Annotated in this window: 22 protein-coding genes; 12 read left to right on the forward strand and 10 right to left on the reverse strand. The window is 70.8% G+C overall.

What is annotated here, in order from left to right; all coding sequences use genetic code 11:
- Positions 1-41: 41 nt before the first annotated feature.
- The 3 genes from EDF46_RS06705 to EDF46_RS06715 form a co-directional block, all read right to left on the reverse strand.
- A complete protein-coding gene (locus tag EDF46_RS06705; protein ID WP_123505506.1) occupies positions 42-434 on the reverse strand; it encodes a hypothetical protein in 393 nt (130 codons plus the stop codon).
- 139 nt (positions 435-573) lie between these two features.
- A complete protein-coding gene (locus tag EDF46_RS06710) occupies positions 574-984 on the reverse strand; it encodes an ester cyclase (RefSeq protein WP_123505507.1) in 411 nt (136 codons plus the stop codon).
- Positions 985-1,061: 77 nt separating this feature from the next.
- Positions 1,062-3,155 carry a beta-galactosidase gene (locus EDF46_RS06715; protein ID WP_123505508.1) on the reverse strand — a complete coding sequence of 698 codons (2,094 nt, stop codon included), beginning with the start codon at positions 3,153-3,155 and terminating at the stop codon, positions 1,062-1,064.
- A gap of 159 nt (positions 3,156-3,314) precedes the next feature.
- On the opposite strand from EDF46_RS06715, the gene EDF46_RS06720 reads away from it, so the two are divergent.
- Positions 3,315-4,397, forward strand: coding sequence for a LacI family DNA-binding transcriptional regulator (locus EDF46_RS06720; RefSeq protein ID WP_123505509.1), 1,083 nt, complete (start codon positions 3,315-3,317; stop codon positions 4,395-4,397).
- A gap of 87 nt (positions 4,398-4,484) precedes the next feature.
- Here the strand turns inward: EDF46_RS06720 and EDF46_RS06725 are convergent, their stop codons facing one another.
- Together EDF46_RS06725 and EDF46_RS06730 are read right to left on the reverse strand one after the other, a co-directional pair.
- Positions 4,485-5,516 carry an iron-siderophore ABC transporter substrate-binding protein gene (locus EDF46_RS06725; protein WP_123505510.1) on the reverse strand — a complete coding sequence of 344 codons (1,032 nt, stop codon included), beginning with the start codon at positions 5,514-5,516 and terminating at the stop codon, positions 4,485-4,487.
- Between the two features lie 108 nt (positions 5,517-5,624).
- On the reverse strand, positions 5,625-6,092 hold the full coding sequence (locus EDF46_RS06730) for an Lrp/AsnC family transcriptional regulator (RefSeq protein WP_123505511.1): 468 nt from the start codon (positions 6,090-6,092) through the stop codon (positions 5,625-5,627).
- A 163-nt stretch (positions 6,093-6,255) separates the two neighbouring features.
- Between EDF46_RS06730 and EDF46_RS06735 the strand changes: the two genes are divergently transcribed.
- Together EDF46_RS06735 and EDF46_RS06740 are read left to right on the forward strand one after the other, a co-directional pair.
- Positions 6,256-6,846, forward strand: coding sequence for a YitT family protein (locus EDF46_RS06735; protein WP_233579949.1), 591 nt, complete (start codon positions 6,256-6,258; stop codon positions 6,844-6,846).
- Positions 6,847-7,024: 178 nt separating this feature from the next.
- Complete coding sequence (locus EDF46_RS06740; protein ID WP_123505512.1) at positions 7,025-7,861, forward strand: metallophosphoesterase; 837 nt, start codon at positions 7,025-7,027, stop codon at positions 7,859-7,861.
- Between the two features lie 43 nt (positions 7,862-7,904).
- On the opposite strand, the gene EDF46_RS06745 is transcribed toward EDF46_RS06740, so the two are convergent.
- Together EDF46_RS06745 and EDF46_RS06750 are read right to left on the reverse strand one after the other, a co-directional pair.
- Positions 7,905-9,005 (reverse strand): Gfo/Idh/MocA family protein, encoded by a 1,101-nt coding sequence (locus EDF46_RS06745; RefSeq protein ID WP_123505513.1) that lies wholly within the window; start codon positions 9,003-9,005, stop codon positions 7,905-7,907.
- Positions 9,002-9,757, reverse strand: coding sequence for a sugar phosphate isomerase/epimerase (locus tag EDF46_RS06750; RefSeq protein WP_123505514.1), 756 nt, complete (start codon positions 9,755-9,757; stop codon positions 9,002-9,004). Before EDF46_RS06750 ends, EDF46_RS06745 begins: the two co-directional genes overlap by 4 nt.
- A gap of 196 nt (positions 9,758-9,953) precedes the next feature.
- Here EDF46_RS06750 and EDF46_RS06755 point away from each other — a divergent pair, with 196 nt between their 5' ends.
- A complete protein-coding gene (locus tag EDF46_RS06755) occupies positions 9,954-11,237 on the forward strand; it encodes an MFS transporter (RefSeq protein WP_123505515.1) in 1,284 nt (427 codons plus the stop codon).
- Here EDF46_RS06755 and EDF46_RS06760 read toward each other — a convergent pair.
- Positions 11,234-12,160 carry a nucleoside hydrolase gene (locus tag EDF46_RS06760; protein ID WP_199738226.1) on the reverse strand — a complete coding sequence of 309 codons (927 nt, stop codon included), beginning with the start codon at positions 12,158-12,160 and terminating at the stop codon, positions 11,234-11,236. The two genes, EDF46_RS06755 and EDF46_RS06760, sit on opposite strands and share 4 nt — an antisense overlap.
- Positions 12,161-12,213: 53 nt before the next feature.
- Between EDF46_RS06760 and EDF46_RS06765 the strand changes: the two genes are divergently transcribed.
- From EDF46_RS06765 to EDF46_RS06790, 6 genes are all read left to right on the forward strand, one after another.
- On the forward strand, positions 12,214-12,612 hold the full coding sequence (locus EDF46_RS06765; RefSeq protein ID WP_123505516.1) for a metalloregulator ArsR/SmtB family transcription factor: 399 nt from the start codon (positions 12,214-12,216) through the stop codon (positions 12,610-12,612).
- Positions 12,609-13,097: an SRPBCC domain-containing protein gene (locus EDF46_RS06770; protein ID WP_123505517.1), complete on the forward strand. Its 489-nt coding sequence runs from the start codon at positions 12,609-12,611 to the stop codon at positions 13,095-13,097. Before EDF46_RS06765 ends, EDF46_RS06770 begins: the two co-directional genes overlap by 4 nt.
- A gap of 92 nt (positions 13,098-13,189) precedes the next feature.
- The gene (locus EDF46_RS06775; RefSeq protein WP_123505518.1) at positions 13,190-16,312 is read left to right on the forward strand and encodes a hypothetical protein; all 3,123 of its coding nucleotides are present in this window, start codon (positions 13,190-13,192) and stop codon (positions 16,310-16,312) included.
- Positions 16,309-17,163, forward strand: a complete 855-nt coding sequence (locus EDF46_RS06780; protein ID WP_123505519.1) for an ABC transporter ATP-binding protein — start codon at positions 16,309-16,311, stop codon at positions 17,161-17,163. Before EDF46_RS06775 ends, EDF46_RS06780 begins: the two co-directional genes overlap by 4 nt.
- Entirely contained in the window at positions 17,160-17,828 is a 669-nt protein-coding gene (locus tag EDF46_RS06785) for an ATP-binding cassette domain-containing protein (protein WP_158614180.1), read from the forward strand. Before EDF46_RS06780 ends, EDF46_RS06785 begins: the two co-directional genes overlap by 4 nt.
- Positions 17,829-17,979: 151 nt before the next feature.
- Complete coding sequence (locus EDF46_RS06790) at positions 17,980-18,258, forward strand: GlsB/YeaQ/YmgE family stress response membrane protein (RefSeq protein WP_123505521.1); 279 nt, start codon at positions 17,980-17,982, stop codon at positions 18,256-18,258.
- 70 nt (positions 18,259-18,328) lie between these two features.
- Here EDF46_RS06790 and EDF46_RS06795 read toward each other — a convergent pair whose 3' ends face one another.
- Positions 18,329-19,336 carry an ATP-grasp domain-containing protein gene (locus EDF46_RS06795; protein WP_233579912.1) on the reverse strand — a complete coding sequence of 336 codons (1,008 nt, stop codon included), beginning with the start codon at positions 19,334-19,336 and terminating at the stop codon, positions 18,329-18,331.
- Complete coding sequence (gene alr, locus EDF46_RS06800) at positions 19,333-20,451, reverse strand: alanine racemase (protein WP_123505523.1); 1,119 nt, start codon at positions 20,449-20,451, stop codon at positions 19,333-19,335. Before alr ends, EDF46_RS06795 begins: the two co-directional genes overlap by 4 nt.
- Before the next feature lie 192 nt (positions 20,452-20,643).
- On the opposite strand from alr, the gene EDF46_RS06805 reads away from it, so the two are divergent.
- Both EDF46_RS06805 and EDF46_RS06810 read left to right on the forward strand, forming a co-directional pair.
- Positions 20,644-21,897 carry a sensor histidine kinase gene (locus tag EDF46_RS06805; RefSeq protein WP_123505524.1) on the forward strand — a complete coding sequence of 418 codons (1,254 nt, stop codon included), beginning with the start codon at positions 20,644-20,646 and terminating at the stop codon, positions 21,895-21,897.
- The gene (locus tag EDF46_RS06810; protein ID WP_123505525.1) at positions 21,894-22,556 is read left to right on the forward strand and encodes a response regulator transcription factor; all 663 of its coding nucleotides are present in this window, start codon (positions 21,894-21,896) and stop codon (positions 22,554-22,556) included. Before EDF46_RS06805 ends, EDF46_RS06810 begins: the two co-directional genes overlap by 4 nt.
- Positions 22,557-22,560 lie beyond the last annotated feature (4 nt).

The raw sequence follows: 22,560 nt of genomic DNA on the forward strand, positions 1-22,560 counted from the left end.
GACGCGGGTCGCTCGACTCGCGCGGCACAGCCAGCGAGCGCCTATGCGTGCGCGAGCCGGCGCGCCGGCCGCAGGCTGACGCGGTACGAGCGCGGCACGGTGGCACCGGCTGCGAGCAGGGTGCGGCCGTCGCGCGGGTCGCGCAGAGGCAGATCGCCCGACAGCAGCGGGACGGTCGTGTACCCCGCCTCGGCCTCGCGCGCGGCCACCCGGGGCAGCGCGATCCGGCACAGCGGCAGGCCGGCGAGCCCCAGCGCGAGGACGACGACGGGCGCCACCGTGACGCTGAGGTCGGGCTGACCGGTGGTGGCGACGGACAGCAGGGCGCCCACGAGGGAGACGAGACCGAGCACCGTCATCGCTCCGGCGAGCACGAAGGCCAGAGACCACGTGTACGCAGGAACTCCGCGAACCAGTCCGTTGCTGCCGTCCATGCGCGACCCCTCTCTCGTGAGGGTCGGCGTTCCGCCCTCGTGGCAAGGCTAGGGTCGCGGGCGCCTCTCCCGCGCCTCCACGTTCTGGTGCCACCCGACCGGGTGATAGCCCCGGCGGCACCCGGGAGCAGACCCGTCGCTACAGGAGATCGAGCTGCTGCAGGATCCCCAGGACGTCCGTCGAGCCCCAGCGGTCGCGGGCCTTGCCGTCGGCGAACCCGATCACCTGCACGTTGCGCACGGTGAAGCGCTTGCCGGTCGCAGCGTGCCCCATGAACTCGCCGGTGTGGGTGCCCGACAGGTCGGTGATGGTGATGAACTTCGCGGGCGTCGCGATCGTCTCGACGACGTCGTGATCGATGTCCGAGAACGACTTCCCGAACGTCTCCCAGAACCAGGCGATGCCGCCGCCGCCGGCAGGCTGCCCCTCGGCCGGGTCGTGGTCGGCGAAGTCGACGTCGAACCTCTCGCCGAGCTCCAGCGACTGGTCGCGCATGCGCTCGATCGCTGCGAGGGTGGCCTCGCCGCCTTCCGTGATCTCCGTTGCCATGCCGGTTCTCCTCTCCGGCGCGCCCGGACGGCGCACACCCCGCCAGTCAACGCCCGGGGTACGCGCGCGCCACTCGGCTAGCCGGGGGTCACCACCACGCGGACGTCCCAGGCGCCGAGCGACAGGGCCGCGCCGGCCTCGAGCGCGTCGCCGGAGTGGAGGTCGGCCGCCGCGAAGGGCAGCTCGACCGAGGCGGGCGTCCACGACCAGTTCTGCACGACGTGGAGGCGCTCCCCGGCCTCGTTGACGGCCGAGTGCACGCGCACGGAGCCGGCGGCGGGACGCCACGGCCGGGCGGAGCCGATCTCGCCCGCCCAGGCGAAGAGGCCTTGCGCGAACGGAGGGTTCGGCAGTGCGCCGACGGTGGTGACTCGGCCCGAGCCGAGCTCCTTGGTGGTGACGGCGGCGTAGCTGCCGTGGTGCGGGTGGTCGTAGCGGGCGAGGACGGTGGCGTCGGTGGCCTCGTACGCCTCGATCCACTCGACCGCCGCGGCGTCGTCGGGCAGCTCGAGCCACGAACCGGCCACTGCGACGACAGGAACCGGCGCCTCGACGTTGGTGTACTCGTCGTACCAGGCCCCCGCGACGTCGGCGAGCCCGCCCGGAGCGACCTCGAGCCGGGCGCGGGCCTCGAGGTCGGCGTACCCGGTGCGGGGTCCGACGATCAGGTGGCCGCCGGCGGCTGCGTAGTCGCGCAGCCACGCCAGGACGGCGTCGTCGGCCACGTAGTAGGCGGTCGCCACGAACACCGGGATCTCGGCGGCGATGACCGCGGGGTCGAAGTCGAGGATGGCCGACGTGTGGAAGAGCCGGGTCTGCAGCCCCGCGTCGAAGGCACCTCGCTCGAACGCCTCGACGAGCGGCGAGTAGGAGTCGTCGATGGGCCAGCCGCCGGGGCCGGCCAGAGGTCCGAACTTCTCGAAGGCCCACTTGGAGGCGTGGTCGTAGAGGAGGCCGACGTGCGCGTCGGGGGTGAGGCCGACGATGCGGTCGCCGAGTTCCTGCAGCTCCGAGCCGAGCGCAGCGATCTCGCGGTACGTGCGCCCCGGCTTCTCGCTGTGCGGGAGGACGCCGCCCCAGTAGGTCTCCGGGCCGAAGTGGAGCGTGTGCCAGTGCCAGTACTCGATCATCTGCGCGCCGCGGCTGATGAGCGCCCAGGCGCTCTGGCGGCGCTGGCCGGGGTAGGCGGGGTGGTTCATCGACGAGAAGCCGATCGAGCCCGCGCCGACCTCGGTGACCAGGAACGGCTCGTGGCGGGTGCCGTACATCCAGTCGGCCGAGTGGTAGAGGCCCCAGGTGCCCTGGGTCCACCATGTCTGCGGCTTGATCTCGGAGTCGGGGAGGGTCAGGGCGTCCTGCGCCTTGAAGTACGGGTTGCCCGCCGTGACCGTCATCATCTGCCCGATGGCGTCGTCGCGGATCGTCGGGCGCGTGTACGACATGCAGGTCATGACGAAGCGGTCGCCCGCGTACTCGTCGACGATCGCGGTCTGCCAGGCCATGTACTCGGTCAGGAGGTCGGCCTGGAAGAGCCGCCACGCGAGGTCGTACTGCGGGAGGAAGTTGCTGTCGGGGCGCCAGAGGTCGCTCCAGTCGGTGAGCCGGTGCGACCAGTACGTCAGGCCCCAGGTCTCGTTCAGCGTCTCGACGGTGCCGTACTTCTTGCGGAGACGGTCGCGGAAGCGCTCGAACGCGTCGTGGTTGTGGATGACCCAGGCGCCGGGCTCGTTGTCGACCTGGAAGCCGATGATCGCCTCGTGCGACGCGTGGCGCTCGAGGATCTTCCGGACTACGCGCTCCACATGGAACCGGAACGCGGCGTGCGTGACATCGATCTCCTGGCGCATGCCCCAGCCGAACGGCCTGCCCGTGGCGATCTCGACGTTGAGCTCGGGGTAGCGGCGCTGCAGCCACGGCGGGATCGCGTAGGTCGGCGTCCCGAGGATCACGCCGATGCCGTACTCGGCGGCGGCGTCGAGCACGGGGGTGATCCACTCGAGGTCGAAGACGCCGTCTTCGGGCTCCCACGTCGACCAGACCGACTCGCCGATGCGGATGACGCTGAAGCCCGCCGCCTTCATCTCGTCGAAGTCCTGCTTAAGTCGCGGCGTCGGCTGGTACTCGTGGTAATACGCCGCGCCGAACAGGACCTGCTTCGGGGTGTAAGACATCGTGCTCTCATTCGTCGTCGAACTGCGCGCGCGCAGAGGCTGTACTCGCGCTCTTGCTTTCCATGTGCGAAACTGTTTCAATAAGTTTCGCTGGCAAATCGAGGCTACGAGCACGATCGATCCCCGTCAAGCATCGACTGTCGTCGTGAGGGGCATTCCATGGCACGCACACCGGACTCCCGGCCGACCCTCGATGCCGTGGCAGCGCTCGCCGGCGTCTCGAAGGCGACCGCCTCGAAGGTCCTGAACGGGCGGCCAGGCTCTTCCGAGGCCACCCGCGAGCGGGTCGAACGGGCGATGACCCAGGTCGGCTACACGCCGCTCTCGCGCGAACGACCCGGGCGCGGTCCCGTCCACGTCGTCTTCGACACCCTGGTCAACCTCTACTCGATGAAGGTGCTCGAGGGGCTCGTGGCGGCGAGCCGCGGCGCCGGCGTCGATCTCGTCACCACCGTGCTGCGCGTGCCCGGCGACGGTCAGGAGCCCCTCGTGCTCGACCGAGCGTGGGTGCAGTCGATCACCTCACGCGGCCATCAGGGCGTCGTGCTCGTGACGACCCGCGTCGAGCCCTGGCTCGTCGCCGCGTGCCGCGAGTCCGGGCTGGCCCTCGTCGCGGTCGACCCGCCGAGCGGGCCGAACGCCTCGGCCGCGAGCCTCGACGCATCGTTCGCGAGCATCGGCTCCAACCACTTCGCCGGCGGCCTCCAGGCCACCGAGCACCTCATCGCGCTCGGGCACCGCCGCATCGGCTTCGTGAGCGGCCACCCGGCCGGCGCTGACGAGCGCGAGCGATTCGGCGGCTACCGCGACGCGCTGGCCGCGGCGGGCATCGTCGACGACTCCGAGCTGATCGGCGAACCCCTCGGGGCGTGGCCCGTCGACGCCGCTCCCTCGAGCCTGGATGCCGCCGAGCTGGAGACCGCGCGGCTGCTCGCCCTCGCCGACCCGCCGACGGCCGTGTTCGCCACGAACGACGGCGCCGCGTTCGGCGCCATCCGGGCCGTCGTCGCCCGAGGGCTCCGGGTTCCCGACGACGTCAGCGTCATCGGCTACGACGACACCTACTCGGCGATGCCCATGCCGACTACGCTCTCGACGATCCGCACCCCCATGCGCGAGATCGGCCGCCTCGCCGTCGAGACCGTGCTGCGGCTGGCGTCGGGCACGGCGCCGTCCTCGCACCACGTGAAGCTCGCGACGTCGCTGGTGGCGCGGGAGTCGACGGCGCCGCGCCGCCCCTGACGGCCCGCCGCGCTGACGACGGCGCGATCCTGCGACCAGAGACGGCCCCCGCGCGGCTGCACGGGGGCCGTCTCGGGAGCGAACCGACTACTCGACCTTGGCGACAGCCGCCTTGATCATGTCGACGTAGCGGTCGAGCGCGTACGGCAGGCTCAGGCTGGTGATGACCGTCGAGGCCATCGCGAGCTGCTGGTTCGTGTTGGCGACGTAGGAGCCGCGCTTCACGGCGGGGATCTGCGCATAGAGCGGCTGCTTCTCGATCTCGGCCTGGTTGGCCTTGTCGTTGAACCAGGTGAAGACGATGTCGGTCTTGTCGAGCTCATCGGCCTTCTCGAGTCCGATGGTCGAGACGAAGGTGCCGGCCGTCTTCGGAAGGGCCGCCGCGGTCTTCTCCGGCGTCAGTCCGAGACCGGAGATGATGTCGACTCGCGGGTCGCCCTTCTGGTAGATCGACAGCGCACCCGGCTCGGCGGCGTAGATGTAGGTGAAGTCGTACTTGGCGAACTCGGGGTTGGCGGCGGCGGTGTCGGCCAGAGTCTTCTTGATGCTCGTCACCTGGTCGTCGGCCTTCGCCGTCTCGCCGAGCGCCTTGCCGATGATCGAGATCTCGTCGCTCCACGAGGTGCCCCACGCCTCGCCGGGGTAGGCGACGGTCGGTGCGAGAGCGCTGAGCGTCTTGTACTGCTTGGCAGTGATGCCCGACTGCGGCGCGATGATCACATCGGGGTTCAGCTCGGCCAGCGCCGTCATGTCGATGTCGGGGTAGACGGCGAACGTCTTCGGCAGCGCGTCGCCGCGCTTCTGGATCGCCTCGGTCACCCACGGGTAGTCCTTCTCGGAGTCGCCTCCCCAGGTGACCTCCTCGATGCCGACAGGGGTGGTGCCGAGCGAGACGACGGTGTCGGCCGCGCCCCAGCCGATGGTGACGACGCGCTGAGGCTTCGACTCGATGGTCGCGGAGCCGAGTGCCGACTTGATCGTGACCGGGAACGCGTCGGCGGACGAGCTCGACGTGTCGGTCGAGCCGGCGTCGCTCGAGGTCGAGCAGGCGGCCAGCGAGAGGGCCAGGGCAGCGGCGGCCGCGATCGCGGCGGACTTGCGCAGGAGGGAGGATGACAAGGGCGGTGCCTTTCGGGTGGGGTCGCATCGACTTTATTAGGTCATCCTTAGTTAGGCAAACCTTGCCTAATCTGCAACGGCCATCGTCGAGCGCTCACGCAGGTCCGGCTAGAGGGCGGCCTCGCGCTCGAGCAACGGGCCCAGGCGCATCGGCAGCACCTCGGTCAGCGCGATGGTCGTGTTGGTGCGGACCACGCCGCGGATCCGCAGGATCGCCCCCGTCACCCGCCGCAGATCCTCTGTCGTGGCGGCGACGACCCGCGCCAGCATGTCGCTCTCGCCCGTGATGGCGTGCAGCTCGATCACCTCGGGCAGCGCGGCGAGGCCGGCGACGGCATGCTCCTCGTCGGCCTGGCTCAGCGCTATCGAGACGAACGCGGTGAGCGGCCTGCCGAGCGCCGCCGGATGCACGCGCCGGCTCTGCGCGCCGAGCGTGCCCCCGTCGACCATGCGCTTGAGGCGGGCGTGCACGGTGTTGCGCGAGACGCCGAGCTTCGCGGCGAGCGCGACCACGGTGGCGTCGGGGTCGGCGTCGAGGGCGAGGATCAGGCGGGCATCGAGAGGATCGACGGTCATGTGAGCATTCTGCCCGGAATCGATGGCTGGCATGGGCGTGTGCACGTTTCTGCGCCCGATGCTTGCGCGTCGGCCCACGCGCACCGACGATGGGGCCGTGACCCAGACGCTGCCTGCCGCCGCTGCCACGACCGCGCCGGCCCCCTCCCCGACCCGCCACTCGATGATCGAGGACGCCCTCGGCATCGCGACGGGCACGCTCGTCGCGTCGCTCGGCCTCTTCCTGCTGAAGTCGGCCGGCGTCGTCACCGGTGGCACCGCGGGGCTCTCGCTGCTGATCAGCTACGCCACCCCGGTCCCTTTCGGCGTGCTCTTCTTCGCCGTCAACGCGCCGTTCTTCGCCCTCGCCCTCTGGAAGAAGGGCTGGATCTTCACGCTCAAGACCGCCCTGTCGGTGGCCCTCGTCTCAGGACTCTCATCGGTCCACGTCGCCGCCCTCGGCGTCTCGCACCTGTCGCCGGTCTACGCAGTGGTCGTCGGCAACGTGCTCGCCGGACTCGGGGTGATCGTGCTGTTCCGCCACGGCGCGAGCCTCGGCGGCTTCAACATCGTCGCGCTGATCGCCCAGGAGCGCCTCGGCTGGCGCGCCGGCTACGTGCAGATGGGCTTCGACGTCGCCGTCGTGCTCGCCGCCTTCGCCGTCGTGCCCGCCTGGCTCGTGCTGCTGTCGGCCGGCGGTGCGGTCGTCATCAACCTCATGATCGCGCTCAACCACCGCCCCGGCCGCTACGCCGGGGTGCCGCGCTGGCTCTGACGCGCGGCCACGCCACCCGATCACGACCCCGCGGGCCCGGGGTTTCCATTGGGGAGACTTTCCCTGGGCGTGAATTCACGCTCAGGGAAAGCGACTCCAGGAGAAACCCCGGCCCCGTTGCGCCGTCGCTCTGGCAGCGCGCACGCGGCCTGTCACCGGCCCGCGCTACCGTGAGCGCATGAGCGATACGTTCGACATCCTGCACCTGAGCGACACCCACCTCTTCGCTGGCGACGGCCGCCATTACGGCACCGTCGACACCCGCGCGAACCTCGAGCGAGTGCTGGCCCGGGCCTCGGCGATCGAGCGTCTCGACCTCGTGGCGTGCACCGGCGATCTGTCTGACGACGGAACCCCCGAGTCGTACCGCACCCTGCGCGATCTCGTCGAGCCGTGGGCCGCTGCGCGGGGCGCCCGCGTCGCCTACGCCATGGGCAACCACGACCTGCACGACGGGTTCCGCGAGGTCCTCGGCGAGACGACCCCGGTATTCTCGGTCGCACAGACCCGCGTCGTCGTCCTCGACACCGCGGTCCCCGGCGCCGGCTACGGCCGTCTCGGCGCCGAGCAGCTCGACCTTCTCGCGCAGCAGCTCGCGACGCCCAGCCCCCGCGGCACCGTCGTGCTGCTGCACCACCCGCCGATCCCCGCCGCGACGCCCCTCCTCGCCGCTCTCGAGCTGCAGGATCCCGAGGCCTTCGTCGAGGTGATCCGCGGCACCGACGTCCGCGTCGTCCTCGCCGGCCACTACCATCTGTCGCTCGTCGACGCGGTGGCCGGCATCCCCGTCGTGGTCAGCGGCGGCGTCGCGAACCAGTCCGACCTGTTCGCGCCCGCCGGCCACGAGGGCGCCGTGCGCGGGGCCGCCGGAACGATCGTGAGGCTCGACGCCGACGGCGGAGTCCGCGTGCTGCCCTTCACGGCCGCCGCGCCCGACGACGGCGGGATCGTCTTCGCGCTCGATGCCGACGAGGTGGCGCGGATCGCGGCGGAGGCCGGGCCGCCCGCGGCGTGACGAAGGGCGCAGGAACCGGGGTTCCTGCGCCCTTCCGGCCCTGCTAGAGCGTCGCGGCCGACGGGTCGAAGTCGACCGGGAGCGGCTCGGGCTTCGTGACGGAGCTGGCGATCGTGACGGTCGAGCGGGTCTCGGCGGCCTCGGTGATGCCCAGGAGCACGTCGAGCACGTGGCCCGCGATCGCGCCGGTGGCACGCTCGGGGACGCCCGCGCGGATGGAGCGTGCGAGGTCGACGATTCCGGTGCCGCGGCCCCAGGTCGAGCCCTCGACGGGGATGGTGGTCGGTTCGCCCTTGCCGAAGGCCCACAGGGTGGAGTCGCCCTCGAAGGTGTTCGGGTCGGGGAGGACGAGAGTGCCCTCGGTGCCGGTGATCTCGACGAAGCCCATGCGCGGCAGCGCCTGCTGGAAGCTCAGCGTCGTGGCAGCCGACTGGCCGGCCTCGAACGAGAGGAGCGCCGAGTAGTGGGTGGGCACCTCGACCGGGAACTCGGTGCCGGCCTTGGGGCCCGAGCCGATGGTGCGCGTCTCGTGCGACTTCGACGAGACGGCCTGCGCCGTCGCGACCGAGCCGAACGCGTGGACGAGCGTGGTCACGTAGTACGGGCCCATGTCGAACAGCGGGCCGGCGCCCTTGGCGAACAGGAACTCCGGGCCGGGGTGCCACGACTCGGGCCCGGGCACCTGGAACAGCGTGGTCGCGGTGAGCGGCTCGCCGATGTCGCCGCGGGCGATGGCGCGCATCGCGGTCTGGATGCCGCCGCCGAGGACGGTGTCGGGGGCGCACGCGACGCGCAGCCCGGCTGCGGCCGCCGCCTCGAGAAGACGGGTGCCGCTGGCGGCGTCGAGAGCGAGCGGCTTCTCGCTCCAGACGTTCTTGCCGGCGGCGAGGATGCGCTCGCCGACCTCGGCGTGCGTCGCCGGAAGGGTCAGGTTGACGACGATCTCGATCTCGTCGATCGCGAGGAGCTCGTCGACGGTGCCGAAGCGCGCGATGCCGTACTTCGAGGCCTGCGCCTCGGCTGCGGCGAGGTTGATGTCGGCGATGAAGACGACCTCGACGTCTGCGAACTTCGTCAGGTTGTCGAAGTACTGGGTCGAGATGTTGCCGGCTCCGATGAAGCCGATCTTTACGGAATTGGTCACTTGTCTGCTCCTACAGTGTCGTGCTCGGTGAGCCAGGCGAACGATTCGGCGATGCCTTCGAAGACGTCGCCAGCGTAGACGTCGAACTCGATGACGCGTCGCGCCTGGGGTGCTGCGGCGAGGATGGCGGGGATCGGCATCTCGCCCTGACCGGCGGGAGCCTGGAGCTCCTTGCCGCCGGTCCGGGGTCCGTCCTTCACGTGGATCAGCTGGACGCGGTCGCCGAGCCGCGTCAGGAGAGCGGCGGCGTCGACGCCGCCGATCTCCGCCCAGTAGGTGTCGACCTCGAGGACGACCTCGGGCGCCAGCTGCGAGGCGAACAGCTCGAGAGCGGTCTGACCGTCGAAGGTCTTCTCCAGCTCCCAGTTGTGGTTGTGATAGCCGAAGCGGAGCCCGTGCGCGGCAGCCGTGGCAGACAGCGAGTTGACGCGCTCGGCGAGGGCCGCGACCGCGTCGGTCGAGGCCCAGCTCGGGTCGGGTGCGTGCGGGTCGATGACGGTCTCGATGCCGACCTCGACGGCTGCGGCGAAGATCGCGTCGGGGTCGTCGGAGGCGATCACGGCCGCATGGCCGGACGGCGCGGCGAGGCCGGCGGACTTCAATGCCGCGGCGAACTCGGTGGGGCGCTCGGCGAAGCCGTAGGGCTCGACATCGGTGAACCCGATGGCCGCGAGACGGTCGACTGCCGCCTGCAGATTCTCGGCCACGGCGTCACGGACGCTGTAGAGCTGGACGGAGAGAGGCGTTGTCATCAGTGACTCCTGGAAACTCGTGGTGACTTCTGTTGATCTTCGATCAAAAGTCGATCATTTCATGGCCGAACTCAGCGTAGCCCGGTGATCAGGCGGCTCACAAGGTCCGCGAAACAGTTGCACAGGCACCCGCAAACCGACTACTGTCGCGTTGCCGACCTGTGGTTGGTTTTTGTTTGTGACTCAAGGAGGCGTCATGTCGACACCCGAAGCAACGAAGATTCCGGATCCCCTCACCCAGGCCGTCAGCACCGTGGCCGTGTCGAAGCTCTACCTCTGGGGCCTCGGCCTCGCCCAGTTCGGCATCTTCGTGGCGCTCCTGTCGCCGGTGTACGTCAGCATGCAGCTCAAGGCGCAGGAACTCGCGCCCACCGAAGCGGCGGCCACCGCCATGATCGCGTCGGTGCTGCCGATCGGGGCCCTCGGCGCCCTGTTCGCCAACCCGCTCGCCGGCGCGCTGAGCGACCGCACCCGCACCCGCTGGGGCCGTCGTCGTCCGTGGCTGCTCGGCGGCTCGATCGTCTTCATCGTCGGCCTCGCGGTCGTCGCCTACGCGCAGGGCACCGGCCAGCTGATCGTCGGCTGGCTGATCTGCCAGGTCGCCGCGAACGCCACCTACTCCACGCTCACGGCGAGCTTCGCCGACAACGTGCCGCAGTTCCAGCGCGGCCGCGCCTCCAGCATCATCTCGCTCGCGCAGAACGGCGCCGTGCTCTTCGGCACCTACCTCGCTGTCTTCTTCGCGTTCAACCTGCCGGTGCTGTTCATCGCCCCCGGCTTCCTCGCGCTCGCCCTCGTCATCGTCTACGCCTTCGTCGCCCGCGACGAGCTGCCGACCGCGCCGATCAAGAAGTTCACCTTCTTGAACATCATCTCGTCGTTCTGGACGAACCCGATCAAGAACCCCGACTTCGCCTTCGCCTGGTGGTCGCGCTTCCTTATCATCTTCGCGACCTTCATGTTCACGACCTACCGCCTGTTCTACATGCAGCACCAGATCGGCCTGGGCAAGCAGCAGGCCGTCGAGGCCGTCGCCTTCGGCGTGCTGCTCTACACGATCGCGCTCATCGCCTCGACCGCCGTCTCGGGCTGGCTCTCGGACAAGCTCGGCCGTCGCAAGATCTTCGTCGGAGGCTCGACCGCGCTGTTCGCCGTCGGCCTGATCATCCTCGCCCACACCTCGACGCTCGGCGCGTTCTACCTCGCGGAGGTCATCATGGGCTTCGCGTACGGAATCTACGCCTCGATCGACACCGCGCTCGTCGTCGACGTCCTGCCCAACGCCGACAAGCCCGGCAAGGACCTCGGCGTCATCAACATCGCGAACGCGCTGCCGCAGTCTCTGGCCCCGGCCTTCGCGGGCCTCCTGCTCGGCATCGGCAGCGCCGCCGGTCAGAATTACACGCTCATGCTCTGGGGAGCGGGCATCATCGGCATCGTCGGCGCTCTGGCCGTGATCCCGATCAAGCGGGTCCGCTAGGCCTCGCCCAGCAGCTGCGCCAGCAGCAGCCGCGCACTCTCCGAAGGGGCACTCGTCACGACGAGCGTCCCTTCGCCGTCGACGGGCGCCGTGCGGCCTCGCTCGGGGCCGTCGCTCTGGTCGACGCGGATGGCGGTCGCTCGCGTGAGGTCCGGGACCACGTCGCCCGTCGCGATCATCGACGCCAGCGGATCGTGCAGCAGGCACATACGCTCGCCCAGCACCGTCTCGTAGAAGTCGAAGTAGGTCGTGAGCATCTCGCCGAGCGCTGACGTCATCGGCGTTCCCGCGGCCAGCAGGGCGGCGCGATCCGATTCGTCGAACCGGTGCTGCCGGGTGACATCGAGCGGCACGAGGGTGATCGGCCAGTCGGCGGCAAAGACGAGCGCGGCGGCCTCGGGGTCGCCGGCGATGTTCGCCTCGGCGAACGGCGTGCGGTTGCCGGCGCCCCAGACCGCTCCGCCCATGATCGTGAGGCTCTCGATGAGACCGGGGAGCTCCGGCTCCTGATCGAGGGCGAGCGCGAGATTGGTGAGCGGCGCGATCGCCACGACGCGGAGCCGGCCGGGGTGCGCCTTGGCGGCCGTGATCAGGAGGTCGGCGGCGCTGCCTTCGACCGTGGTGACGGCAGGGGCCGCGAGATCGAGCCCGCCGATGCCGTTCGCCCCGTGCACGTGGGGGGCTCCGCCGTCGAAGGGGTGGGCGCGGTGGTCTTCGCCGCCGACGGCGACCGGGATATCGGTGCGTCCGGCGAGTTCCAGCAGGGCGAGGGTGTTGGCCGCCGCCTGCGCCGCCGTGACGTTTCCACTCGCCGCCCCGATGCCGACCAGGTCGACGTCGTCGCGCGAGAGCAGGTGCGCCAGGGCGAGGGCGTCGTCGATTCCGGTGTCGCAGTCGAGGAAGACGGGGATGGTTTCGCTCATCCCCCGACGGTAGTGCTTGCGCTTCACGCGTCGTCGGTCTAACGTGCAACCAAATGGTTGTAGAAAAACTGACACAGGATGAGATCGACCGGATCTTCCACGCACTGGCCGACGCCACCCGGCGCGACATCGTGCAGCGAGTGATCCGCGCCGAGCAGTCCGTGTCGACCCTCGCCGACCGCTACGAGATGAGCTTCGCGGCGGTCCAAAAGCACGTCGCGGTCCTCGAGAGGGCCTCTCTCGTGCACAAGGCCCGGCGCGGGCGCGAGCAGATCGTGTCGGGCGACATCGGCACCATCCAGCGAGCGGAGCAGCTCCTGAGAAGCTACGAGGACATCTGGAAGCAGCGCTTCCGGCGCATGAACGCCCTCCTCGCCGAAGACGGACCAGCCACGGACCTGCCGGCACCCGCATCATCCACCGACGCACCATCGAAAGGAACGGACACATGACATTCGCCATCGATGCCACTCACGACACCGAGAATCTCACCATGACCGTCGTGGCCCAGCTCGACGCGACCCCGGAGCGCGTCTGGCAGCTCTGGGCCGACCCGCGCCAGCTCGAGCGCTGGTGGGGCCCGCCGACGTACCCGGCCACGTTCACCCAGCACGACCTCGTTGTCGGCTCGACGACGGCGTACCACATGACCTCTCCCGAGGGCGACACGGTGCCCGGGTGGTGGGTCATCACGGCCGTCGACGAGCCGCGCAGCCTCGAGCTTCGCGACGGCTTCGCCGAGGGCGACGGCACGCCCGACGAGACGATGCCGATCACGAGCATGCGCATGACTCTCGAGCCCGCCGAGGGCGGAACCCGTATGACGCTGGTCTCGCACTTCGACTCGCTCGAGGGGATGGAGAAGCTGATCGCCATGGGCATGAAGGAGGGCATGACCCTCGCCATGGGCCAGATCGAGGCCATCCTCGCGAACTAGGCGGGGTCTCGCCGATCGAGCGGGCCGCGGCTCGCTGCGCCGCGCCGTCGACGCATTAGTGTTGCCGGGACGGCGGGCGAAGGAGCTGCGTGATGAGAGGACCGTTCTGGGCGCGAAGCGTCCGACGACGGCCTGCGGCTTTCCTGTCCCTGTTCGTCCTGTCACTGATCGCCGTCGTGCTCTCCGCCCTCGCTCCCGTGATGCTCCGCTCTCTCGAGCAGCAGACGCTGGCGGATGCGACCGGCCCTGTCGGCGGGAGCCGGACGACGCTCGTCGCCTCTGCGGACTCCGGGCCCGGCGATGTCAGTTCCGGCTACGAAGCCGCCGTCGATGCTCTCACCGGCTCTTCTGCCTCCCTGTGGTCTGACCCCGTCACCGTGTCGGCCGCGACCTCTGCGTCGTCCTGGGAAAAGGCCGCATCTCCGAGCGAGAGCGGCACCCTGCCGACGGTGGGCCTGGTCGGCGGCGGCACGGACTGCGCTGGCGCGCCCCTCCTCGAGGGCAGGTGCCCGGACGCGGTCGGGGAGGTCGCCGTCAGTCGGGAAGCGGCCCAGGCCGCGAACAGGGACACGAGGGGAAGTCAGGCTGGCCTGGTGCTGGGGACCAGGCTCTCCCTTTTCATCGTGAACGATCAGGTGCCGGTGACGGTCGTGGGAATCTACGACGACCGACCGCTCAGTGGCCGTTTCCTGTCGGACCCGGCGTCCTTCTTCGGCGTCGCGGGGGTATCCGACGCGCCCTCGTTCGTCGTCGCGGACGCGCAGTTCGACGCTCAGAAACTCGAAGCCACCGGCTACGCCCTCCGCGGGCTCCGGCATGTTCTGCGCCTGGACGACGTGCCGCGGGCGCTGCGCGACGTGTCGGCAGCGCACCGGGCGACGCTCGACGGCATCGCTGCGATCTCCGATACCGACACCGCGAGTCCGCTCCCTCGAATAATCGCGCGACTGGGACCCCAGCACCGGGCTGCGGAGGCGCTCCTGGCCATCGTCGTCGTCGAGGCCCTCGCTCTGTCGTGGTTCGCCATCGCATTGGCTGTGCAGCGGATCGGGCGAGTCCGCGCCAAGGAGTGGGGCCTCGCGCGGCTCCGCGGTCTTCCGGTGGGGCGGCGGATCGGCATGATCCTTCTGGAACCGGGCATCGCCCTCGTCGCCGGAGCCGTCGCGGGCTTCGGCCTCGCCGTCCTCTCGGCCCGAGAGGCCGTCCACCTCGTCATCGGCCCTGGAGCGCCGGTGGAGCCGATACGCCCGCTCGTCCTCGCCGCCGCGGGCCTCGCCCTCCTCGGTGCGCTCGCGGCCCTGGCTGCTGCGAGCATCCGGTCGGCACGCCTGCCGCTGACCTCCGTCCTCCGCGAGTCGACCGAACCGCGCACCATCAGCCGCACAGCGCTGGTCGCGCAGTCGGGGGCCGTGCTCCTGACAGCCGCAGTCGTCTACTCACTGCTCGGGCTGAAGACCATCAGCGGCGTGCAGCTCGCATCGCTGACGCCGAGCCTGATAGCGGTGGTCGCCGGCATCCTCGCTGTCCAGATCGCCATAGTCGTGCTCCGGAGGATGTCCCGTCGGTCACCGCGATCCCTCGGCGGCATCGTGGTCGGTCGTCAACTCGGGCGCACCCCGTCCGTCCTGCTGGCCGCGGTGATGGTGTCGCTCGGGTTGTCAGTCGCGACGTACTCGGCGCAGGTGGCCGTGGTCGCCGTGCATCTGCAGCAGAACCGGGCTGCCGCATCACTCGGGGCGGACACCGTCCTGACAATCGAGGTGCCTCGCACCGTGTCCCTCCTCGAGGCCGTCCGCCGCGCAGATCCCTCCGGGCAGGTCGCGATGGCCGCCGAGGTCTCCACGACGGGCAACGGCGTCGGGCGGTTCATCGCGGTCGACACCTCACGATTCGCGGCTGTCTCCCGCGTTCGTCCGGCCTGGCTCGGGCTCTCGTCCGAGGCCTTCCGAGATCTGCTCGTCCCGAAGGGAACGGCACCTCTCACCGCCCACGGGACATCTCTCCGCCTTCGCATCGCCGGCGCGGGCGTCACGGCGCAGAAGACGGATCCGTCGACGCTCCACCTGATCGCCGTCGTCCAGGCCGCCGACGGCTGGCACACCGTGGTCTTCGGCACCCCGCATAACGGCACTCTCGTGAGTCCGGCGGGCTCGTTCCCCTGCTCCGCAGGCTGCCGGGTCGCGTGGATCGGCATCGAGAGCGCTCTGGCCGACCCGCTGCCGTTCGGGTACGAACTCACCGTCACCGGCGTCTCCACCGACCGGCAGAACGTCTCCGAGCTCGCCAGGTGGCTCGTCCCCTCCCAGTGGCGCAATCGCATCGGCGACCGCACCGACAGCCAGCAGCAGGCCTCCGTCCGGATCTCCCAGGGCAGAGACGGGCCGGCGACGGTGACCGGACTCCGGCTGCAATTCTCCGACTTCGACGGCGGAAACACGGTCAGCGCGATGCCTCGAGACGCCCCGGATCCCCTTCCCGCTCTCCTCGGCAGCAGAACCCGCGTCCAGGACTACCCGGGCGTCCCCGACGGAGTCCAGGGCGTGGCCCCCGACCTCAGCCCTCGCGTGCTGACAGTCATCGGCCGGGCCCGAGCCCTTCCACGCCTCTTGGACACCGGCGCCCTGATCGATCTGGAGACGGCCAGCAGGATCTCCGACTCCGGTTCGCGGGTCGGCCACGACGAGGTGTGGCTGTCTCCCGGTCAGCACCCCGCGGTGCTGACTGCGCTCCGTTCCGAGGGAATCCGTGTCACCGCCGTCACGCACCTCTCTGACGTCGTCACGGCAGACGTCCGGGAAGCCCACCCGCGGGCAGCCCTCGCGGGCCTCCCGATCGGCGCGGCGGCACTTCTGCTGACGCTCGTAGCGGCGGCGGCCCTCCGCATCATCGGAAGCGCCGGCCGACGCTCGGACTGGCAGTCGCTTCTCGACGCCGGCATCTCCCCGCAGAAGCTGAGAGGCCTTCTCCTGCTCGAGGCATTCACTCCCGTGGCCGGCGGGATCGTCCTCGGCACGGTGAGCGGCCTCGCCGCCTTCGCCCTGACGATCTCGCGGCTGCCGCTCCTCGCCGGAGACGGTGCCACGCCGCCACCCGACTTCTCGCCGGCTGTCCTGCCCCTCATCGCGCTTGTCGCCGGAACCCTGCTCCTCGCAGCGGGTGGCTCCGCAGTCGGCGCCCGGCTCGAGGTCGGCGCCGTGGGGCGGTCGTCGCGATGACTGAGACCCTCCGCCGAACCGCCCCCGCCGCCCTCCGTTGCGAGGGCCTCGTGCACGTCTACCGCGAGGCCGACACCGACGTCGCGGCCCTCCGAGGCATCGACCTGGTCGTCGAGGAGGGACAGCGGATCGCCCTCCTCGGGCCGTCCGGGTCGGGCAAGTCGACGCTCATGGCCATCGTCGCCGGAATCCTCCGACCGTCGGCCGGTCGCGTCGTGGTGTTCGGCACCGACATCGGGAGGGCGAAGGAACGCGAGCTGGCGCACGTGCGCCGGTCGACCCTCGGGCTGATGCTCCAGGGCGCGTCCACGAACCTGCTCCTGCACGAAGACTCGGACGCGAACCTCGCGTGGGCCCTGCGCGGCGCCGAACGCGGAGACGTGCGTCTCGGCCGACGGGTGCTGCGGTCGAGCGACCTGCATCGCGACCGTCGACCGGTCTCTGCGATGAGCCCGTCGGAGCAGCAGATCGTCGCGCTCGCGGTCGCGATGGCGGGTCGGCCGCGCCTGCTCGTCGCCGACGAGCCCACGAGCCAGCTCGACGACGCCTCCCGCGATCACCTCCTGGACGTGCTCGTCGAGACCGCGAGCGCCGAGGGCACCGCCACGCTCATCGTCACGCACGACGAGCAGGTCGCTGCCCGGATGCAGCGCATGATCCACCTCCGCGACGGCCGGATCGGCGAGGAGGCCTCTGATCGCGGGCGCTTCGCCGTGGTCGGCGCCGACGGCTCGGTCCAGCTGCCCGCCGAGCTCCGCGACCGCTGGCCGGCCGGCTCGTTCGTCTCGGTGGCCGAGACGGCCCCCGGCGAACTCGTGCTGAACCTGCAGCGCGACGAGGTGACCCCGTGAGCCCTGTCACCCTCCGTCTCGACGCGGTCGAGATCGTGCTGGGGCCGTCGCGACGCATCGGCCCGGTGACGCTCGAAGCGGGTTCCGGCGATCTCGTCGTGGTCACGGGCGGCGCCGGCAGCGGCAAGTCCACCCTGCTCGAGGTCCTGACGGGCTCCCGGATGCCCTCGGCGGGACACGCGTTCATCGACGGCTCTCCGCCCCGCTTCGGCGAGGCCGGGATTCTCGCGCAGCGTCACGAGCTCCTCGGAGGCCTGACGGCCGTGGAGAACGTCGCAGTCCGGCTCTTCGCATCCGCTGGCGGGCATCGCACGGCCAGGGGTCGATCGCATTCGACGCCTCCTGTCGTCACAGACGTCGAGCGGCTTCTCGCGTCACTCGGCCTGCCGCCGGCGAGCTGGCACAACCTCGTCGAGCAGCTCTCGGGAGGACAGCAGCAGCGAGTGGCCCTGGCCCGTGCCCTCATCGGGACCCCTCGCCTGATCGTCGTGGACGATCCGACCAGCGAGCTCGACGAGGCCACGGCGGAACTCGTCTGGACCGCCATCGAGGCATCGGCGGCGGCAGGTGCTCTGGTCATCATCGCCACGGACGATCCGCTCCCTCGAGAACGCGCCAGCGCGGTCGTCACCCTGTCTCTCGGCCTCGCCGGGCACGGCGAATGAGCTCGGCAGCACACGTGCGGCGAGAAGGATACGCCTGATGTCCGCCTAGCGGCCATCCCCTCACGAAATCGGGCGCTGGGCCGTTCCTGAGTGTTTCGTTGATGAGTCGCTACTTCCCGAGCGGCCCCCAATCCCCCACAAGGAGAACACCATGCTCGGCCTCATCATCAGCCTCATCGTCATCGGCCTCATCGCCGGTGCGGTCGCACGTCTCGTCGTCCCGGGCAAGCAGAACATCTCGATCCCGATGACGATCCTCCTCGGCATCATCGGATCGTTCGTCGGCGGCTTCATCGGCTACCTGATCTTCCACAAGGACGCCTCGGACGGCTTCTTCCAGCCCGCCGGCATCGTCGGCTCCATCATCGGCGCGATCATCGTGCTCGTGATCTACCTGCGCGTCAGCGGACGCCGCAGCGTCTCGCGCTAGTCGCCAGCCGACACTTCGCCGAGATCGCAGCAGTGGTCGCCTCCGGGCGCCGCTGCTGCGATCTCGTCGATTAACCCCTGACAGGGCGGACGACGGCGCCGGCTAGCGCGACCTCGACCAGCTCCCCCACGAGACGCGCGTAGCTCCAGCCCGCCGCCTCGAACATCTGCGGCACCTGCGACTGCGCGGTGAACCCCGGCATCGTATTGACCTCGTTCAGTACGATCCCCGAATCGGTCACGAAGAAGTCGAAGCGCGCGACGCCGCGGCAGCCGAGCGCCCGGAACAGCGTCCGTGCCGCGCTCTCCATCTCGACGCGCACCGAGTCGCTCACGGGCGCAGGAACGGCGAACCGCGCCGTCCCCCCGTACTTCCGCTCGGTCCCGAAGACGTCCTCGCCCCCCAGGTCGATCTCGAGCGGAGGGCTGACCGTGAGGGCGCCGTCAGCCCGCTCGATCACGGCGATGTCGACCTCGCGGCCGACGACGGCCTTCTCGACGAGCACCCGGTCGTCGTGCTCCAGGGCGGCGACCACGGCCAGGTCGATCAGGGCGGCGTCGGCGACGAACGTGACCCCGTGGCTCGAGCCGGCGGCGACGGGCTTCACCACGACCGGGACGGCGGGCAGGGCGGAGGAGGGTCGGGTTCCTGCGCGGACAAGCACACCCGGGGCGGTCGCGACACCGACAGCCTCGGCGATCAACTTGGTGACCCACTTGTCCATGCCCAGGACGCCGGCCGGCATGTCGGAGCCGACGTACGGCACGCCGATCGCCGTCAGGAAGGCGGCGAGCAGGCCGTCCTCGCCGTTGACACCGTGGAGCGCGGGGAAGGCGACGTCGCAGGAGCGCAGGATCCGGACGGCGTCCTCGACGCCGATGGGAGCGCCCGCCGCCGTCGCCCAGGTGCCGTCGCGGCCTATCGTCAGGCCGACGACGGTGAAGCCGCACTCGATCGCGGCCGACGCGACACCGGCCGCCGACGCGAGCGACACGTCGTGCTCGGAGTTCTCGCCACCGCCGATGACCGCGAGTCGGAGCATCCCGCCCGCGCGGCTCACGCCCTCTGCCCCGCTCACGCCGAGACCTCCGCCAGGCCGACGGTCCGACGGGTGACTCGCGCGCCGATGCCGACCACGATCGCGTGGTCGATGGTGCCCGACCAGTCCGCCCATTCGCGCACGGTCGGCTCGCCGTGGTCGCCGGGGCCGAACACCGTCGCAGTCTCACCCGCCATCACGGGATCATCGCCCACGTCGACGACCACCTGGTCCATCGAGAAGAGGCCGACCACCGGACGACGCCGACCGCGGACCTGCACCCAGGCTCGCCCCGACGCCGTGCGAGGGAGGCCGTCGCCGTAGCCGACCGGCAGGAGCGCGAGCGAGGTCGGACGGGAGGTCGACCAGGTGTGCGCGTAGCCGACCCCGGCACCCGCACCCACGCGCTTGACCGAGACGATCGGCGCGGTGAGCGTCAGCGCGGAGTGCAGGCTCGTGGTCCGCGACGGATCGATGCCGTAGAGGCCGGCGCCCACGCGGCTGAGATCGTACAGCGCCTCCGGCTGGGTGAGAGTCGCCGCACTGGCGGCCAGATGCCGGACGACCGGTCGCAGCCCCCTCGCCCGCGCGACGCGCACCGCGTTGTCGAAGAGCATCCGCTCGCGCGCGTTCTCGGGTGAGCTGGGAGCGTCGGCGGACGACAGGTGGCCCATGATGCCGACGACGCGCACCCGGCCGGAAGTGCGCTCGTGCAGCGCGGCCAGCTCGCAGAGGGCGGCCCAGTCGGAGCGCGCGGCCCCGTCGCGGTTGATGCCGAGGTCGATGTGGAGGTGGATCCGCGCGATGCCGCCTGCAGCGGCCGCCGCCCGCGACACAGCGTGCAGGTGCTCGGCCGTGGGGACCGCCACGTCGATCCCCGCCACCACCGCCCCGCCCCAGTCGGCATCGACGGGGTTGAGCCAGCTCAGGATCGGCGTGCCCGGGGCCCGCTCGCGGAGGTCGTGCGCGTCGGCGAGCGACGTCGTGCCCAGCCAGCTCGCGCCGTTGTCGGTTGCGACGCGGGCCAGGTCGCCGTGGCCGAACGCGTCGGCCTTGAGGACGGCCATCAGGTGGCCGTGGGCGCGCTCGGCGAAGAGGCGCGTGTTGCGGGCGACTGCGTCAGCGTCGACCGTGAGTTCTGCGGCGGTGCTCATCGGAAACCCCTCGTGATCGTGGCCCGCGAGTGGAGCCGTCAACCACAGTAAGATATGTCACATGGGGGTCAATCGGCCGGGAGGACGAATCCTCACGACCCATCTCCGCCTGCCGGACTAAGCCCGGCGTTCTCGAATCCGCGAGGATGGAGTGTCCGTGCGGTCGCGCGCGGACGAACCGGAGAGGACCGCATGGAGACGTCGATCGCCCACCGGTTCCGTTCGCGCGCCTTCTACACCGACCTCACCGTCGCAGCCGTCCTCTTCGTGCTGAGCCTCGTGAACTTCGGGATCCAGCTCAACAGCCCCACTGCCGGCACCGCCCTGCTCGCCGTGGCCGCCGTCGCCCTGCGCCGCGTCTTTCCGGGCTGGGCCCTGATCCTGATCTGGGTCATGGCGGCCTTCCAGGTCTACGGCAACGAGCGGCCGAACGTCACGACCGTGGCTCTCGTGCTCGTCATCTACGCGGCGGCGAGTCGCGGCAGCCGAGCCGTGCTGCTCGCCTCGTTCATCTCGGCCGTGGTCGGCGGCAGCATCGCCTCGGTCTACCTGTCGCGCACCGGCACCCGCTTCACGCTCTTCCTCGACGGCTCGCCGTGGCAGGCGATCGCGGCCCTGCTCGCCCCGATCGGCGTCCTCGGCTTCGCCTGGCTCGCCGGACTCACCGTCCGCGCGTTCCGCTCGCGGAGCTCGGAGTCCGATCTCCGCCTCCAGGCCCAGACCCAGGCGGCCAAGGCGCAGACCGAGGCCGTGCTGGCCCAGACCGAGGCCGTCGAGGCTCAGGGCGTCGCACAGGCCGAGCGGGTCCGCGCCGCGATGGCGCGCGACGTGCACGACATCGTCGGCCACTCGCTCGCCGTCATCATCGCGCAGGCCGACTCCGTTCAGTTCATCGACGACACCGCCCGCATCCGCACCGTCACGGCGACGATCGCCGACACCGCCCGCCGCTCGCTCGGCGAGGTGCGCGAGGTGCTGAGCGGCACGGCCAGCAGCGGCGGGGGCGCCGACGAGCCGCACGACCTCGCCGCTCTGCTCGAGCAGGTGCGCGCCGCCGGCGTCACCGTCGAGCACACCGTGCGCGGCGCCGTGCGCCAGCCCGACCCCGCCCGCGCGCTCGTCGTGCGCCGCGTCGCCCAGGAGATGCTCGCCAACGCCCTCCGCCACGGCACCCCCGGTCGCCCGATCGCGTTCGCCGAGACGTGGCGGCAGAGCGACGTCGTCTTGCAGGTCGACAACGAGGTGCTCGACGAGCCGCCCACCACCCCGGGCGGAGGGCTGCGCGTCGACGCGGCCGCCGCGACCGGCGTCCCGAGCACCGGGCTCAAGGGCATGCAGGCCCGGGTCTCCGCCGTCGGGGGCAGCCTCGAGGCCGAGGCCGTCGACGGAACCTTCACCGCGCGAGCGCGGATCCCCCTTCCCCACCCCACCGAGGAGTCCCCATGATCCGCATCGTCCTCGTCGACGACCAGGAGCTGTTCCGCGGCGGCGTCCGCGTCGCGCTCGACGCGCAAGACGACATGGAGGTGGTGGGCGAGGCCGGCAACGGCCGCGAGGGCCTCGACGTCATCGCCGCGACGCGGCCCGACATCGTGCTTCTCGACATGCGCATGCCCGTGATGGACGGCGTCGAGACCGTCGGCGCCCTGTTCGGCCCCGCCGGACCGCAGCGGCCGCCGCGCGTGATCGTGCTGACGACGTTCGCGCTCGATGCCGCGGCCGCGACCGCGATCCGGCGCGGCGCCAGCGGCTTCCTGCTGAAGGACAGCACGCCGGCATTCCTGACGGCGGCGATCCGGGCGGTGAATGCCGGCAGCGCTGTCCTCGCGCCCGATGAGCTCGGCCAGCTGTTCAGTGCCGACGTCGAGGCGGCGCAGACCCCGGCGAAGGGGCCCAGCCCCGTCGAGTTCCTGCACCTGACCGCGCGCGAGCGCGTCGTGTTCACGCTCGCCGCCCGCGGGCTCTCGAACTCGGAGATCGCGACCCACGAGTACGTGAGCGAGTCGACGGTCAAGTCGCACGTGTCGGCCGTGCTGGGCAAGCTCGGGCTGCGCGATCGCGTGCAGCTCGTCGTCTACGCGCACGACAACGGCCTGCTCGACTAGCGCT

Origin of the sequence: Frondihabitans sp. PhB188 (assembly GCF_003752365.1) — a bacterium.
In the GTDB taxonomy this organism is placed as follows: domain Bacteria; phylum Actinomycetota; class Actinomycetes; order Actinomycetales; family Microbacteriaceae; genus Frondihabitans.

Excerpts from the sequence above, each read along its gene's own strand:
- EDF46_RS06790 (WP_123505521.1), top strand. The coding sequence starts at position 17,980 with ATGCTCGGCCTCATCATCAGCCTCATCGTCATCGGCCTCATCGCCGGT.
- EDF46_RS06765 (WP_123505516.1), top strand. The coding sequence starts at position 12,214 with ATGGTTGTAGAAAAACTGACACAGGATGAGATCGACCGGATCTTCCAC.
- EDF46_RS06720 (WP_123505509.1), top strand. The coding sequence starts at position 3,315 with ATGGCACGCACACCGGACTCCCGGCCGACCCTCGATGCCGTGGCAGCG.
- EDF46_RS06780 (WP_123505519.1), top strand. The coding sequence starts at position 16,309 with ATGACTGAGACCCTCCGCCGAACCGCCCCCGCCGCCCTCCGTTGCGAG.
- EDF46_RS06770 (WP_123505517.1), top strand. The coding sequence starts at position 12,609 with ATGACATTCGCCATCGATGCCACTCACGACACCGAGAATCTCACCATG.
- EDF46_RS06755 (WP_123505515.1), top strand. The coding sequence starts at position 9,954 with ATGTCGACACCCGAAGCAACGAAGATTCCGGATCCCCTCACCCAGGCC.
- EDF46_RS06810 (WP_123505525.1), top strand. The coding sequence starts at position 21,894 with ATGATCCGCATCGTCCTCGTCGACGACCAGGAGCTGTTCCGCGGCGGC.
- EDF46_RS06710 (WP_123505507.1), bottom strand. The coding sequence starts at position 984 with ATGGCAACGGAGATCACGGAAGGCGGCGAGGCCACCCTCGCAGCGATC.
- EDF46_RS06775 (WP_123505518.1), top strand. The coding sequence starts at position 13,190 with ATGAGAGGACCGTTCTGGGCGCGAAGCGTCCGACGACGGCCTGCGGCT.
- EDF46_RS06715 (WP_123505508.1), bottom strand. The coding sequence starts at position 3,155 with ATGTCTTACACCCCGAAGCAGGTCCTGTTCGGCGCGGCGTATTACCAC.
- EDF46_RS06735 (WP_233579949.1), top strand. The coding sequence starts at position 6,256 with ATGATCGAGGACGCCCTCGGCATCGCGACGGGCACGCTCGTCGCGTCG.
- alr (WP_123505523.1), bottom strand. The coding sequence starts at position 20,451 with ATGAGCACCGCCGCAGAACTCACGGTCGACGCTGACGCAGTCGCCCGC.
- EDF46_RS06705 (WP_123505506.1), bottom strand. The coding sequence starts at position 434 with ATGGACGGCAGCAACGGACTGGTTCGCGGAGTTCCTGCGTACACGTGG.
- EDF46_RS06730 (WP_123505511.1), bottom strand. The coding sequence starts at position 6,092 with ATGACCGTCGATCCTCTCGATGCCCGCCTGATCCTCGCCCTCGACGCC.
- EDF46_RS06750 (WP_123505514.1), bottom strand. The coding sequence starts at position 9,757 with ATGACAACGCCTCTCTCCGTCCAGCTCTACAGCGTCCGTGACGCCGTG.
- EDF46_RS06805 (WP_123505524.1), top strand. The coding sequence starts at position 20,644 with ATGGAGACGTCGATCGCCCACCGGTTCCGTTCGCGCGCCTTCTACACC.
- EDF46_RS06760 (WP_199738226.1), bottom strand. The coding sequence starts at position 12,160 with ATGAGCGAAACCATCCCCGTCTTCCTCGACTGCGACACCGGAATCGAC.
- EDF46_RS06740 (WP_123505512.1), top strand. The coding sequence starts at position 7,025 with ATGAGCGATACGTTCGACATCCTGCACCTGAGCGACACCCACCTCTTC.